This is a genomic window from Aeromicrobium sp. PE09-221 (assembly GCF_002174305.1).
Taxonomy (GTDB): domain Bacteria; phylum Actinomycetota; class Actinomycetes; order Propionibacteriales; family Nocardioidaceae; genus Aeromicrobium.
The window spans coordinates 53803-66729 of sequence record NZ_MIJB01000010.1 but is presented as its reverse complement, the minus strand read 5'-3'; the positions used below and the strand labels follow the sequence as shown (position 1 = coordinate 66729).

The following is a 12927-nucleotide window of genomic DNA, read 5'->3' as shown; positions in this document are numbered from 1 at the left end:
TGCGCATCGCGAAAGGACCGTTAGGCTGTCGCACGTGTTCTCGGACTGGAGCCGACGTCGCGCCGCGCGACGGGTCAAGGCCGGGGACGGACACCCTCTTCAGCGCTACCGCTGGTGGCAACCCCTCTCGCGATCGCTGCTCCACATCGAGCTGCCCGCTCAGGACGGCCAGACCCACACCTGGTCGGTCGACGTGCGACTGTGGGGAGACGAGGACGGTAATGTGCTCGGTCAGCTCTACCGAGACGGGCGGCATCACGCGCAGTCCAAGCTGCCTGCGACCTTCCCTGTGCCCGGAGGCCATATCGAGGTCGTCACGACCCAGTTCGGGCTCAAACGCTGTCACTTCGTGGGCACGGACGGCTCGGAACGCCAACTGGTGCCCGACCCCGCCTCCGCCGAGGGACGGCGCGCGCGGCTCGATCGCCGTCATCCCCTCGTGGGACGCGCCCTCAGCCTGATGTCGATCGTCGTCCTGTTGTTCGCCGCGGTGCTCGGCATCCCGCAGATCGTCGATCAGATCTCGCATATCCCGCTCGTGGCAGAGAGCATCGGCACCTTCACCTCGCCCTTCGGCCTCCCCGCGTGGCTCAACATCACGCTCGTGGTCGCGACCCTGGTAGCCAGCACGGAAAGGGCGCTGCGACTGCGCAATCACTGGCTGCTCGACGGCGGCCTGTTCGAAGGCGACACCTGACGGTCGCCGCCGCTCACTCGAAGGGGGTCGGATCCCCCGCACCCACTCGCACGACCTCCGCGACACCCTCGGAGAGATCCACCACGGTGGTGGGCTCAGCACGAACGTCCTCGCCCGCGTCGATGATCGCGTCGACCCGCCCGTCCAGTTCCTCGTTGATCTCCCAGGCGGTCGTCATCGCATTCTCCTGGCCGGGAAGGATCAAGGTCGTCGACAACAGCGGCTCGCCGAGCGCCTCCACCAGCGCGAGGCTGATGCGGTGATCGGGGATGCGGACACCCACGGTCTTCTTCTTGGCCTGCAGCAGCCGACGCGGCACTTCGCGAGTGGCAGGAAGGATGAAGGTGTAGGAGCCGGGTGTGGCTGCCTTGACGGCACGAAACACGGCGTTGTCGACGTGCACCATCTGCCCCAGCTGCGAGAAGTCACGGCACACGAGCGTGAAGTGGTGCTTGGAGTCGAGATCTCGGATCGAGCGGATGCGGTCCAGCGCCTCGGCATTGCCGAGCTGGGCACCGAGGGCATACCCCGAGTCGGTCGGATAGGCGATGAGTCCCCCGTCGGCGAGCACCGCCACCGCCTGGTCGACGGATCGCTGCTGCGGGTTGACCGGGTGAATGTCGATGAAGCGTGCCATGGAACGAATCTAGTGGTTCATAGGATCGTCTGCTGCCGGGGAGAGGCGATGCCGCCCCGAGAACGGCATCGCCTTTCTCCGGCAGACGGTCAGGTGAAGATGCTGACACCACCAGGACCCACCAGCAGGGCGACGACGATGAGGATCACACCCATCACGATGTCACGCTGCAGGAGACGGATGATGCCGATAATGCCGATGATCACCGAGGCGATCCACAAGATGGTGGCCCACATGGTCGCATCCCTTCGTCGAGGCGTCGTACTGACCGATGCGTCCAGCATCGCCCCCTGTGACCCGGTCCGCCATTCGGACAGCGCGATGCGGGAGCGGTCGGCGACCTAGGCTGGGACCCTCATGAGTTCCACACCCCTGACCCTGGCTGAACGTCGTGAACGCCAGCTCGCCCACGACAGCGCGCGCGAGCGGCATCGCGCCGAGCGCCCGTCGCTGCTGGCACCGAAGCGCTCGGCCGACCAGCTGCGCGCGATCGCCGACGAGGCCGAGACGCGTTTCGCCGAGGCGGACACCGACGAGGTGCTCGCCTGGGCCGCCGAGGAGTTCGGCTATCGCACCGCTGTCGCCTGCTCGATGGCCGATGCGGTCCTCCCCCATGTCGTCGCACGACACATCCCCTGGGTCGACACGCTGTTCCTGGACACCGGCTATCACTTCGCCGAGACCATCGGCACGAGGGACGCGGTGGAGGCCCAGCTGGAGCTGAGCATCGTCGACGTCACTGCCCACCAGACCGTCGCCGAGCAGGATGCCGAGTATGGGCCTCGCCTGCACGAGCGCGACCCGGCACTGTGCTGCCAGCTCCGCAAGGTCGAACCCCTCCAGCGCACCCTCGGCGAGTACGAGGTGTGGATCACCGGCGTCCGCCGGGAGGAGGCACCGACCCGCGCGAACACGCCCTTCGTGACCTGGGACGACAAGAACGGCCTGGTGAAGGTGAACCCGTTGGCCGCCTGGTCCTGGGACGATCTGCTGGGCTATGCCGCCGAGCATGATGTCATCGTGAACCCGCTCGTGAACGACGGCTATCCGTCGATCGGCTGCGCCCCCTGCACCCGCCGCGTGGCGCCCGGAGAGGATCCTCGCTCCGGACGCTGGGCCGGCCTGGACAAGACCGAGTGCGGACTGCACACCTGAGAGACGAGACCATGACACTCACCCCTTCCCGCGAGCTCAGCCAGTTGCAGTGGCTGGAGTCCGAGTCGATCCACATCATCCGCGAGGTGGCCGCCGAGTTCGAGCGCCCGGTGATCCTGTTCTCCGGCGGCAAGGACTCCGTCGTGATGCTGCACCTGGCGGTCAAGGCCTTCTGGCCCGCGCCGGTCCCCTTCGCGGTGCTGCACGTCGACACCGGCCACAACTTCCCTGAAGTGCTGCAGTTCCGCGACGAGACCGCCGAGCGGCTCGGCCTGCGCCTGGAGGTCGCGCGCGTCCAGGACTACATCGATGACGGTCGCCTGCGCGAGCGCGCGGACGGCACCCGCAATCCGCTGCAGACGCAACCGCTGCTCGATGCGATATCCGAGCATCGCTTCGACGCGGTCTTCGGGGGCGGGCGGCGCGACGAGGAGAAGGCACGCGCCAAGGAGCGCGTGTTCAGCCTGCGCGATGAGTTCGGCCAGTGGGACCCGCGCAATCAGCGCCCCGAGCTGTGGAATCTCTACAACGGCCGCCACACGCCCGGCCAGCATGTGCGCGTCTTCCCGCTCAGCAACTGGACCGAGCTGGACATCTGGCAGTACATCGGTGCGGAGAAGATCGAGCTGCCGAGCCTCTACTACGCCCACGACCGCGAGGTCTTCGAGCGCGACGGCATGCTGCTGGCCGTCGGACCCCACTCCGAGCCCCGCGAGGGCGAGACGGTCACCACCCGGCAGGTGCGCTACCGCACGGTCGGCGACATGTCTTGCACCGGCGCGGTCGCCAGCCCGGCCTCGACCGTCGAGGACGTCATCGCCGAGGTGGCCGCCACGCGTGTCACCGAACGCGGGGCCACGCGCGCGGACGACCGCATCTCCGAGGCCGCGATGGAAGACCGCAAGAAGGAAGGCTACTTCTGATGAGCACGCTGCTGCGGCTGGCGACGGCCGGATCGGTCGACGACGGCAAATCCACCCTCGTGGGGCGTCTGCTGTTCGACTCCAAGTCGGTGCTCGCCGATCAGTTCGACGCCGTCGAGCGGGTGAGCCGCGACCGCGGGCTGGCCGCCGCTGACCTCGCGCTGCTGACCGACGGCCTGCGCTCCGAGCGTGAGCAGGGCATCACCATCGACGTGGCCTACCGGTACTTCGCCACCGCGCGCCGCACCTTCATCCTGGCCGACTGCCCCGGCCACGTGCAGTACACGCGCAACACCGTGACCGGTGCGAGCACGGCCGATGTCGTCGTGGTGCTCGTCGACGTCCGCGGCGGCCTGCAGGAGCAGACCCGCCGCCACCTCGCCGTCGCCTCGCTGCTGCGCGTCCCGCACGTGGTCGTCGTGGTCAACAAGATCGATCTCGTGGACTACGACCAAGCCGTCTACGACTCCGTCGCCGCCGATGTCATCGCGGCAGCGCGCGACCTCGGCATGCCCGATGTCACCACCATCCCGGTCTCGGCCCTCGCCGGCGACAATGTCGTCACGCGCTCCGAGCGCACACCCTGGTACACCGGTCCGAGCGTGTTGGAGCACCTCGAGGAGCTCTCCCCCAAGGGTGCCCCTGATGACGAGCCGCTCCGTTTCCCCGTTCAGCTCGTCATCCGTCCGCAGAGCGCCGCCGACGCGCGCTTTCGCGACTACCGCGGCTATGCCGGGCAGATCGCCTCGGGCGTGGTCCGTATCGGTGATGAGATCGTCGCCCTGCCGAGCGGCCGCACGAGCCGGGTCGTCGGCATCGATCAGGCCGGCCAGGAGCTCGACGAGGCCTTCGCGCCGCAGTCGGCCACCCTGCGTCTCGCCGATGACATCGACATCAGCCGAGGCGACCTCATCGCTTCCGCCGTCGGCGCCCCCGAGCTGACCCAGGACATCGAGGGCACGCTGGCCTGGTTGTCGGACGCACCGCTGCGCGCGGGCAGCAAGGTGCTCGTCAAGCACGGCACCCGCACCGTTCAGGCCCTCGTCAGGGCCGTGACAGGGCGTCTCGATCTGGACAGCGCCTCGGTGCTGCCGGCCGACACCCTCGGCCTGAACGACATCGGCCACGTGACCCTGCGTCTGGCCTCGGCGGTCCCCGCCGAGCCCTATGTCGACGCACGCAGCACAGGCGCCTTCCTCATCGTCGATCCGCACGACGGCAACACGCTGGCCGCGGGCATGGTGGGCGACGCGCTGCTGGCGACGGCGAACGTCTGACGGTGACAGAGGCGCTCTTCCCGCTGTCGCTGCGGATCTCCGGACGACGCGTGGTCGTCGTGGGAGGCGGGCACGTCGCGACCCGGCGGGTCGCCACCCTGCTGGACGCCGGCGCCGACCTCGTGGTCATCTCTCCTGAGGTCACCGAGTCACTCGCCGCGACCATCGCCCGTGAGTCCCTCACCTGGCTGCGTCGCGGCTACCGCACCGGCGATCTCGACGGCGCCTGGCTCGTCCAGACGGCCACCGCGGACGCAGCCGTCGACGACCTGGTCGCCCGGGATGCCGAGGAGTCCCGCATCTGGTGTCTCAAGGGAGGAGACCCCGACCATGCGACCGCCTGGGCGCCTGCCACCGGACGAGTGGACGACATCACGATCGCCGTCAACGCCGGAGGCGACGCACGACGCGCAGCGCTGCTCCGCAATGGCCTCGTCGCGGCCATCGAGACCGGCGATCTGCCCCTGCGCCATCGCACACATCATCCCGGCGGCCGCGTCGCCCTCGTCGGCGGCGGACCGGGCGACCCGGGACTGCTCACCGCCCGCGCCCGACGGCTGCTCGCCGAAGCCGATGTCGTCATCACCGACCGGCTCGCGCCCCTCGCGGTGCTCGACGAGCTCGACCCCGATGTAGAGGTCATCGATGTCGGCAAGCTCCCCGATCGCCACCCGATCCCCCAGGACGAGATCAACCGACTGATCGTCGACCGTGCGCAGGCCGGACATGTCGTCGTGCGCCTCAAAGGCGGTGACCCGTATGTCTTCGGGCGCGGCGGCGAGGAACTGATCGCCTGCCGGGAGGCGGGTGTCGAGGTCGAGGTGGTTCCCGGTGTCACCAGCGCGATCGCCGTGCTCGCCTCGGCGGGCATCCCGGCGACGCATCGCGGTGTCGCGCGCGGATTCACCGTCGTGACCGGCCATGAGGAGCTGGGTGAGCTGCCGAGCCGCGGTGACCACACCCTCATCCTGCTGATGGGCGTGCGGAGGCTGGCTACCACGACAACCGAGCTCATCGCCAGCGGCCATGATCCGTCGACGCCCGCCGCGGTGGTCGAACGCGGCTGCACGCCGGACCAGCGGGTCACCGTCGCCACGCTGGGCACGCTGGCGGAGCGGGCAGCGGAGGTCGGCGCCACGTCACCGGCGATCATCGTCATCGGCGATGTCGTCACGGCACTGGATCACTGACCCCGTCTCGGGCGGTGACTTACGCACCCCTCGACCCTCAGAGCGGTGACTTACGCACCCCTCGAGCCGACTGAGAGGTTCCTGAGCCACCGCCCCAGGCGGCGAGGGGTGCGTAAGTCACCGCCCTCCAGCCAGGCGGCGAGCCGGCGTTCCCCGCGCCGCATCAGAACGGCGTGCGACACCACGAAGATCGGGCGGGCCAACGGATCCACGCTCCGCATCCAGACTCGCGTGGCGACGACGTCCCACTCGATCAGCAGGATCGTGGCCGACCGCGCCGCCGGCACGAAACGGACCACAGCCCGCCCTCGTAGGTCGCCGTCCGCTGAGAAGGTCAGGTGGTCGGGGCGGGCGAGCTCCAGATCGGACACGGTGAACCTCAGCCGGTATCCGAGACCGGTGTCCGCGCGCAGATCGATCGTGTCGGGAGTGGTGCCGACCGCCCGCACGGAGCCCCACCACGGCAGCGGATCCCCGGATTCCAGCTGGGACAGCAGCGCGTCCCACAGCTCGCCTCGTCCGACCGGCAACACCCAGCGCGAGCGCAGAAAGTAGGGCCGGGACCACACGGGCTCAGCCTCGGATGGCGCGGTTGCGGAAGACCCACCAGAGGCCGATGACCGGAAGCAGCAAGGGAACGAAGGCGTACTGGATGCCGAAGGTTGACCAGACCGTCGCGTCCGGGAAGAGCGCCGCATCGAAGACCGTGAGCACGCCGACCACGACGACCCCGACGAGCTCGAAGCCGATCGTCCAGGTCGCCAGGAGGCGGCGGTTGGTGGCCAGTGCGTAGGTCGCGACGATGTAGACGAGGCCGGCGAGCGCCGACAGACCATAGGCGAAGGGGGCCTCATCGGCTTTGGTGGCCAGCTGATAGAGCGAACGCGCCGATGCCGACAGGGCGAACACGGCGTAGACGGCCACCACGATGCGGCCGAAGCCGTGGGAGGTGTGAGTGTCGGACGACATGATGACCCCAGCCTAGAGCCCCGCCCGCCGACCAGAGCAGCCAGTGCCGCACCGATGATGATGCATCGTGGTGGCTATAACAGCCCGAACGGATCGAGTGCGGACCCCGGCTCAGAAGGCCGAGCCCGATCCGGTCCAGATACCGTGCAGGCGGAGCATGAGAGCGGCAACCGTCACCATGGCGATGACGACGACGCCGGTCCCCCATCTCGACCTCTCGATGACGCCCCAGAAGACCGCCACGGGGGGCACGACGAGCACGGTCGCGAGATAGGAGAAGAACAGCACCGGATCGACTTCGTGGTCGCGTCCGTTGTACGCGATGATCGCTCCGATGAGGATGGCGACGAGCACGAGCTCCAGCACCGCGAGCGCGTAGAACAAGGGATTGCTGAAGCGATAGCCGCGCCAACTGTGCCAGCCGGCGTACACCGCGATCGCCAGGGCGTAGGCACTCGTCAGGTAGACCACGAGCGAGCTCATACCGTCCCTTTCCGGTCGTCCACCGTGCTCAGTCTCCCATGTCCGTGCCATACCCCCGTTGGGCGGTGAGTTATCCCGCGCTTCGCGCCAAAGCGCGGGATGGCTCACCGCCGGCGCGAGGTGTTGCGTCAGGCGGGGACAGCTCACCGCCCACCGCTACGTGAGTCACCCGATGGGCGCGAAAGCCTCCGGCGGCGGACACGAGCACATCAGATTGCGGTCACCATAGGCCTGGTCGATCCGGCCGACCGGAGGCCAGTACTTGTCCTGGGTGACTCCGGTCGGGAAGAGGCCCTCGGCCACCGGATAACCGTGCGACCAGTCGAGCAGCTCGCGCGCGGCATGCGGCGCGCCCGCCAGCGGCGTATCGCCGTCGGCGTACTCCCCCGCCGCCACACGGTCGATCTCGGCACGTATCGCCAGCATCGCCTCACAGAAGCGATCCAGCTCAGCGAGATCCTCGGACTCCGTCGGCTCCACCATCAGCGTGCCAGCCACGGGGAAGCTCATGGTCGGCGCGTGGAACCCGTAGTCGATGAGCCGCTTGGCCACATCGTCGATCGTCACGCCCGCGGGACCCGCGACCGATTTCACATCGAGGATGCACTCGTGGGCGACCAGGCCGTTCTCGCCGGTGTAGAGCACCGGGAACGCATCGGACAGCCGCGCGGCGACGTAGTTGGCGGCGAGCACCGCCACCGAGGTCGCATCGGTCAGTCCTTGCGCTCCCATCATCGCGATGTACGCATATGGGATCGGCAGGATGCCCGCGGACCCGTACGGAGCCGCGGAGATCGCCCCGGTCTCGGCACGGCGATCGACATCGGGATGCAGCGGATGCGTCGGCAGGAAGGGCACCAGGTGCTCCGCTACGCCGACGGGCCCGACCCCCGGGCCTCCACCCCCGTGAGGGATGCAGAACGTCTTGTGCAGGTTCAGATGAGACACATCGCCACCGAACTCACCCGGGCGGGCGTGTCCGAGCAGGGCGTTGAGGTTGGCTCCGTCGACGTAGACCTGGCCGCCGACTCCGTGGACGATCTCGCACAGCTCGGTGATCCCGTGCTCATAGACCCCATGCGTGGACGGATAGGTCACCATGATCGCGGCGATCTGGTCACCGTGCCGCTCGCAGGTCGACCGGAGGTCGTCGAGGTCGACCTCACCTGCCTCGGAGGCCGGGACGATGACGACCCGCATGCCCGCCATGACCGCCGACGCGGCATTGGTGCCGTGTGCGGAGCTCGGGATGAGACAGATGTCGCGGGCCTCATCGCCCCGGCTGCGATGGTACGAGCGGATCGCGAGCAGGCCGGCGAGCTCTCCTTGCGAGCCGGCATTCGGCTGTACGGACACCGCGGCATAGCCGGTGACCTCCGCGAGCCACCCCTCGAGCGTCTCGACGAGCTCGATCATGCCGGCAGCATCGGCCGCAGGCACGAAGGGATGCAGGTCGGCGAACTCGGGCCAGCTGATCGGTTCCATCTCCGTCGTGGCGTTGAGCTTCATCGTGCAGGAGCCCAACGGGATCATGCCCCGGTCCAGGGCGTAGTCGCGATCGCTGAGGCGGCGCAGGTAGCGCAGCAGCTGCGTTTCACTGCGGTGTTCGGTGAAGACCGGATGGGTCAGGATGTCGTCACGACGCACGAGCGGCTCGGGCAGGTAGGTGCGACCGCTGAGCATGCTGCGAGCCTCGACGCCGAAGGCCCGCAGAACGCGGTTGACATGATCGAGCGTGGTGACCTGGGAGCAAGCGATCTGTACATGGTCGCCGTCGAGGATCCAGAGATGGACGTCCTCACTCCTCGCCGCGGCAACGACACTGTCAGCCCGACCGTCCACGCGGACGACCACGGTATCGAAGAACTCGTCGTGGAGCGTGACGATGCCGGCATCGTTCAGCGCATCGTGCAGCGTCGCGGCGTGCTGGTGGACCGACAGAGCGATGGCCCGCAGCCCCTCCGCACCGTGGTAGACGGCATACATGCCCGCCACCACGGCCAGCAGCACCTGCGCTGTGCAGATATTGGAGGTCGCCTTCTCGCGCCGGATGTGCTGCTCGCGGGTCTGGAGCGCGAGACGGTACGCCGGTTGTCCGGCGGTATCGACCGAGACGCCGACGAGCCGGCCCGGCAACTGCCGCTCCAGACCGTCACGCACCGCCATATACCCCGCGTGCGGACCCCCGTAGAACATCGGCACGCCGAAGCGCTGGGTGGAGCCCACGACGATATCGGCGCCCAGCTCCCCCGGGGACCGCAGGGCCACCAGGGCCAGCGGGTCCGCGACGACGACCGCCAGTCCGCCAGCCTCGTGTGAGGCGGCGATGACCCCGCTCGGGTCCGTGACGGCTCCGTCGGACGCGGGATAGGCGATGACGACTCCGGCGGTCTCCGCCACCTGCGCGGGCCCGCTGAGATCGGTCTCGATCAGCTCGATCCCGATGGCCTCGGCACGGGTGCGCAGGACGGCTAGGGTCTGCGGGGCGAGTCGCGTGTCGACGGCGATGGGTCGCAGGTCCTTGCCCCGCCTCGCCCGCCGGATGACCGTGAGGGCCTCGGCGGCAGCCGTCCCCTCGTCGAGCAGCGATGCGTTCGCGGTCGGCAGTCCAGTCAGATCGCTCACCATCGTCTGGAAGTTCAGCAGCGCCTCGAGCCGGCCTTGGGAGATCTCGGGCTGGTACGGCGTATAGGCGGTGTACCAGGCGGGATCCTCGAGGACATTGCGCCGGATCACAGCCGGCGTCTCGGTCGGGTAGTAGCCGAGACCGATCATGGCGATACCGGGGGTGTTCTTCGCGGCGAGCTCCCGCAGTCGCGCCGTCGCGGCCGCCTCGCTCGCCGCGGGCGGGAGGCTCAGATCGGATTCATCGCGGATCCCTCGCGGGACCGCGGCCTCCATGAGGTCCTCGAGTGAGTCGTATCCGAGACGCTGCAGCATCGCGAGCTGGTCGGTGGGGCGTGGGCCGAGGTGGCGCGAGGCGAAGGGCGCGGACGTCACGAGGAACTCCTGGGTCGGCGGTCAGAACGCCTCCCCCTCTGTCACAGCGCTTCAGAGGTGCCTCGATCACGTGGTCCGGGTGCCTGAGAGGTTCCGGGGAGGAATTGCCCCTTCGGCGCCGCACACGAAGGAACGGACTCTCCCACGCGCGTCTACAGCACTACCGAGTCTAGGACATCGCCGCGCCGGAGTGTCAGCTGGACTTGCGGGCGCGACGGGCAGCGAGCTCGTCGGTGATGTCGCTGGTCGTCTCGGCGCGCTCGGTGGGGAGCTCGAGGAGCGTACCCTCGATCTCCTTCCAGACCCCGCCGATGGCGATGCCGAAGACGCCCTGTCCGCCCTGGAGGAGATCGATGACCTCGTCGGCCGAGCGGCATTCGTAGACGCTGGCTCCGTCGCTCATCAAGGTGACCTGGGTGAGGTCGTCGGTGCCGCGCTGACGCAGGTGGTCGATGGCGGTGCGGATCTGCTGCAGCGACACTCCAGCGTCGAGGAGACGCTTGATGATCTTCAGCAGCAGCACGTCCTTGAAGGAGTACAGCCGCGCCGTGCCCGAGCCCGTGGCATCGCGGACCGTCGGGACGACCAGCCCGGTACGCGCCCAGTAGTCGAGCTGGCGATAGGTGATGCCCGCCGCATTACAAGCCGTGGGACCACGGAAACCGGTGTCCTGCGGGAGTGGCGCGAGGTCGTCGTTGAAGAGCAACCCCTGATCGCCGGCGCGCTGGCGCGCCTCAGCGGAGTCGTCTCCGTGGGTCGGATCGATCATCGTGCGCCTTCCTGCGTGGCCGTGAGGGAAGTCTACCGCGTGGAACGACACTCGTGTACTTCCACGTGCACCCTCAAGTTAAGGGTGAAGGTCTGCCCGCGTCCACGACCGGCGCGGCGTGTCGCGGACGAGTCTGAGCTCAGCCCTCGAAGTCCTCGGGATCGACCGACTCGAGGAACTCGCGGAAACGCTCGACCTGGGTCTCCTCGTCCTCATCCTGATCGATCGCGGCCTGGTCGAGCACGTCCTCGGCGCACAGGATCGATGCTCCGATCCTGAGCGCCAGCGCGATCGCATCGCTCGGCCGCGCCGAGACGAGGGCCCCCGACCCGAACACCAGTTCAGCGAAGAAGACCCCCTCGCGGACATCCACGATGCGCACCTCGTCGATATCGTCCCCGAGCGCGTCGATCACGTTCGCCATCAGCTCATGGGTCAAGGGGCGCGGCGAGAGGACACCCTGCTGAGCCTGGGCGATCGCCGCCGCCTCGACCGCACCGATCCAGATCGGCAGGTAACGATCGCCCTCGACCTCACGCAGCAGCACCAGCGGTTGACTCGTGGGCATCTCGACCCGGACGCCGATGACCTCGAGCTCACGCATCGCTCAGCCCCGCAGCTCCCCGCGCACCAAGACGGCGTGCAACCTCACCATGGTGGCGGCCAGCTCGATCACCTGTGCCGTCGAGTGGGCGTTGGTCCGCGACCCGCGCGGGATGGCCTGGTCCAGCAGCGCGGCCTCGCGATCGGCGGCCGCCCGGAAACCGCGCAGGTGGCGCGGCTCGATCCCGAGTCCCGCCATCTTGCCGACCAGTGCCGCGATCTGCAGATCGTCGCGGCTGTAGAACCGCTGATGGGGACGCCGGCGGATCAATTGGAAGCCCTCGATCTCCGAGAGCATCGCGTCGTCGATGCCCGTGGCCTCGAGCAGTTCGTCACGCGAGAGCCGAGTGGATCCCCGGCCCTCGGCGAAGGTCTCCACGGTGGGGAGCCCGTCCTCGCCGACCGCGACCTCCGGCACGAACAGCGCCGGATCGTCGATCTCGGGCATCGCCCCGCGGTCCATCTCGTCGAGGACCTGGCGGATGTGGCTGAGCGGCCAGAACTTCTCCTTCTGCATCCGCAGCACGAAACGCAGGCGCTCGACATCGTCATAGGAGTACTTGCGGTATCCGGCGGCGGTCCGCTCGGGCTCCACCAGCCCCTCGGTCTCCAGATAGCGCAGCTTGCTGAGCGTCAGCTCGGGGAAGTCCGGCCGCAACTCGTCGAGGACCTTGCCGATCCCCAGACGCGCTGGCCTTTCGCCGAGGGCTTCGCTCACGCCGACCCGTCCTGGGAGGATCCAGGGAAGTAGATGAGCCGGTACTTGCCGATCTGGACCTCGTCACCGCCGCTGAGGGCGATATCGCCATCGATGCGATCACGGTTCACGTAGGTGCCGTTGAGGCTGCCCAGGTCCGAGACGACGTATCCCCGGTCACGACGCGTGAAGACCGCGTGACGGCGCGAGACGCTGATGTCATCGAGGAAGATATCGCTCGAGGGGTGACGTCCCACCGACACCTGCTCGGCGTCGAGCAGGAATCGCGAACCGGCATCGGGGCCGCGCTGCACCAGCAGCATCGCGCTGCCCTCGGGAAGACTCTCGACGGCCGAGATGTCGGAGGCTGACATCTCCTCGGTGTCGGCGTCGATCGCCGGGAACATGTTCGTGTCGTCGTCGGAACCACCCGGCGTGGACATCGATCACCAACTCCTCTTCAGTCTCAAGGTCACGTTCACCGTCAGGCTCCAACCTAGCAGGAGGGACGGGCCCGCGACAGAGCC

Annotated in this window: 15 protein-coding genes and 1 riboswitch; of the genes, 5 read left to right on the top strand and 10 right to left on the bottom strand. The window is 68.4% G+C overall.

The genetic code is table 11. The annotated features are described in order from the left end of the window. The first annotated feature begins 34 nt into the window (after positions 1-34). Positions 35-697 (top strand): hypothetical protein, encoded by a 663-nt coding sequence (locus tag BHE97_RS06265; RefSeq protein ID WP_087623179.1) that lies wholly within the window; start codon positions 35-37, stop codon positions 695-697. Positions 698-710: 13 nt separating this feature from the next. On the opposite strand, the gene BHE97_RS06260 is transcribed toward BHE97_RS06265, so the two are convergent. Beyond that, the gene (locus BHE97_RS06260; RefSeq protein ID WP_087623178.1) at positions 711-1334 is read right to left on the bottom strand and encodes an L-threonylcarbamoyladenylate synthase; all 624 of its coding nucleotides are present in this window, start codon (positions 1332-1334) and stop codon (positions 711-713) included. An 89-nt stretch (positions 1335-1423) separates the two neighbouring features. Beyond that, positions 1424-1570 carry a GPGG-motif small membrane protein gene (locus BHE97_RS20070; RefSeq protein WP_170931297.1) on the bottom strand — a complete coding sequence of 49 codons (147 nt, stop codon included), beginning with the start codon at positions 1568-1570 and terminating at the stop codon, positions 1424-1426. A 121-nt stretch (positions 1571-1691) separates the two neighbouring features. Here BHE97_RS20070 and BHE97_RS06255 point away from each other — a divergent pair, with 121 nt between their 5' ends. The 4 genes from BHE97_RS06255 to cobA are packed head-to-tail and all read left to right on the top strand — an operon-like array spanning position 1692 to position 5879. Next, the gene (locus BHE97_RS06255; protein ID WP_087623177.1) at positions 1692-2489 is read left to right on the top strand and encodes a phosphoadenylyl-sulfate reductase; all 798 of its coding nucleotides are present in this window, start codon (positions 1692-1694) and stop codon (positions 2487-2489) included. An 11-nt stretch (positions 2490-2500) separates the two neighbouring features. Next, positions 2501-3412: a sulfate adenylyltransferase subunit CysD gene (gene cysD, locus BHE97_RS06250; protein ID WP_087623176.1), complete on the top strand. Its 912-nt coding sequence runs from the start codon at positions 2501-2503 to the stop codon at positions 3410-3412. Beyond that, on the top strand, positions 3412-4689 hold the full coding sequence (locus BHE97_RS06245) for a GTP-binding protein (RefSeq protein WP_087623175.1): 1278 nt from the start codon (positions 3412-3414) through the stop codon (positions 4687-4689). Before cysD ends, BHE97_RS06245 begins: the two co-directional genes overlap by 1 nt. A gap of 2 nt (positions 4690-4691) precedes the next feature. After that, the gene (cobA, locus tag BHE97_RS06240; protein ID WP_201791333.1) at positions 4692-5879 is read left to right on the top strand and encodes a uroporphyrinogen-III C-methyltransferase; all 1188 of its coding nucleotides are present in this window, start codon (positions 4692-4694) and stop codon (positions 5877-5879) included. Between the two features lie 50 nt (positions 5880-5929). Here the strand turns inward: cobA and BHE97_RS06235 are convergent, their stop codons facing one another. The 8 genes from BHE97_RS06235 to BHE97_RS06200 all read right to left on the bottom strand — a co-directional run bounded on the left by BHE97_RS06235 (position 5930) and on the right by BHE97_RS06200 (position 12843). After that, positions 5930-6448 carry a hypothetical protein gene (locus BHE97_RS06235; protein ID WP_087623173.1) on the bottom strand — a complete coding sequence of 173 codons (519 nt, stop codon included), beginning with the start codon at positions 6446-6448 and terminating at the stop codon, positions 5930-5932. 4 nt (positions 6449-6452) lie between these two features. Further along, complete coding sequence (locus BHE97_RS06230; protein ID WP_087623172.1) at positions 6453-6848, bottom strand: hypothetical protein; 396 nt, start codon at positions 6846-6848, stop codon at positions 6453-6455. A 111-nt stretch (positions 6849-6959) separates the two neighbouring features. Beyond that, on the bottom strand, positions 6960-7331 hold the full coding sequence (locus BHE97_RS06225; protein WP_087623171.1) for a hypothetical protein: 372 nt from the start codon (positions 7329-7331) through the stop codon (positions 6960-6962). Positions 7332-7496: 165 nt separating this feature from the next. Beyond that, positions 7497-10331 carry an aminomethyl-transferring glycine dehydrogenase gene (gene gcvP, locus BHE97_RS06220; protein WP_087623170.1) on the bottom strand — a complete coding sequence of 945 codons (2835 nt, stop codon included), beginning with the start codon at positions 10329-10331 and terminating at the stop codon, positions 7497-7499. A gap of 61 nt (positions 10332-10392) precedes the next feature. Next, positions 10393-10486: riboswitch (glycine riboswitch) on the bottom strand. Between the two features lie 38 nt (positions 10487-10524). Then, positions 10525-11100: a MerR family transcriptional regulator gene (locus BHE97_RS06215; protein ID WP_087623169.1), complete on the bottom strand. Its 576-nt coding sequence runs from the start codon at positions 11098-11100 to the stop codon at positions 10525-10527. A 139-nt stretch (positions 11101-11239) separates the two neighbouring features. Further along, positions 11240-11704, bottom strand: coding sequence for a bifunctional nuclease family protein (locus tag BHE97_RS06210; RefSeq protein WP_087623168.1), 465 nt, complete (start codon positions 11702-11704; stop codon positions 11240-11242). A gap of 3 nt (positions 11705-11707) precedes the next feature. Beyond that, positions 11708-12421 (bottom strand): MerR family transcriptional regulator, encoded by a 714-nt coding sequence (locus tag BHE97_RS06205; RefSeq protein WP_236757548.1) that lies wholly within the window; start codon positions 12419-12421, stop codon positions 11708-11710. Further along, on the bottom strand, positions 12418-12843 hold the full coding sequence (locus tag BHE97_RS06200) for an FHA domain-containing protein (protein ID WP_087623166.1): 426 nt from the start codon (positions 12841-12843) through the stop codon (positions 12418-12420). The genes BHE97_RS06205 and BHE97_RS06200 overlap by 4 nt, the downstream gene beginning before the upstream one ends. Between the last annotated feature and the right edge of the window lie 84 nt (positions 12844-12927).

What these genes read in the sequence shown, in the direction of transcription:
- cysD (WP_087623176.1), top strand. Translation starts at nt 2,501, where the DNA reads ATGACACTCACCCCTTCCCGCGAGCTCAGCCAGTTGCAGTGGCTGGAG.
- BHE97_RS06255 (WP_087623177.1), top strand. Translation starts at nt 1,692, where the DNA reads ATGAGTTCCACACCCCTGACCCTGGCTGAACGTCGTGAACGCCAGCTC.
- BHE97_RS06225 (WP_087623171.1), bottom strand. Translation starts at nt 7,331, where the DNA reads ATGAGCTCGCTCGTGGTCTACCTGACGAGTGCCTACGCCCTGGCGATC.
- BHE97_RS06260 (WP_087623178.1), bottom strand. Translation starts at nt 1,334, where the DNA reads ATGGCACGCTTCATCGACATTCACCCGGTCAACCCGCAGCAGCGATCC.
- BHE97_RS06245 (WP_087623175.1), top strand. Translation starts at nt 3,412, where the DNA reads ATGAGCACGCTGCTGCGGCTGGCGACGGCCGGATCGGTCGACGACGGC.
- BHE97_RS06200 (WP_087623166.1), bottom strand. Translation starts at nt 12,843, where the DNA reads ATGTCCACGCCGGGTGGTTCCGACGACGACACGAACATGTTCCCGGCG.
- BHE97_RS20070 (WP_170931297.1), bottom strand. Translation starts at nt 1,570, where the DNA reads ATGTGGGCCACCATCTTGTGGATCGCCTCGGTGATCATCGGCATTATC.
- BHE97_RS06210 (WP_087623168.1), bottom strand. Translation starts at nt 11,704, where the DNA reads ATGCGTGAGCTCGAGGTCATCGGCGTCCGGGTCGAGATGCCCACGAGT.
- BHE97_RS06230 (WP_087623172.1), bottom strand. Translation starts at nt 6,848, where the DNA reads ATGTCGTCCGACACTCACACCTCCCACGGCTTCGGCCGCATCGTGGTG.
- BHE97_RS06215 (WP_087623169.1), bottom strand. Translation starts at nt 11,100, where the DNA reads ATGATCGATCCGACCCACGGAGACGACTCCGCTGAGGCGCGCCAGCGC.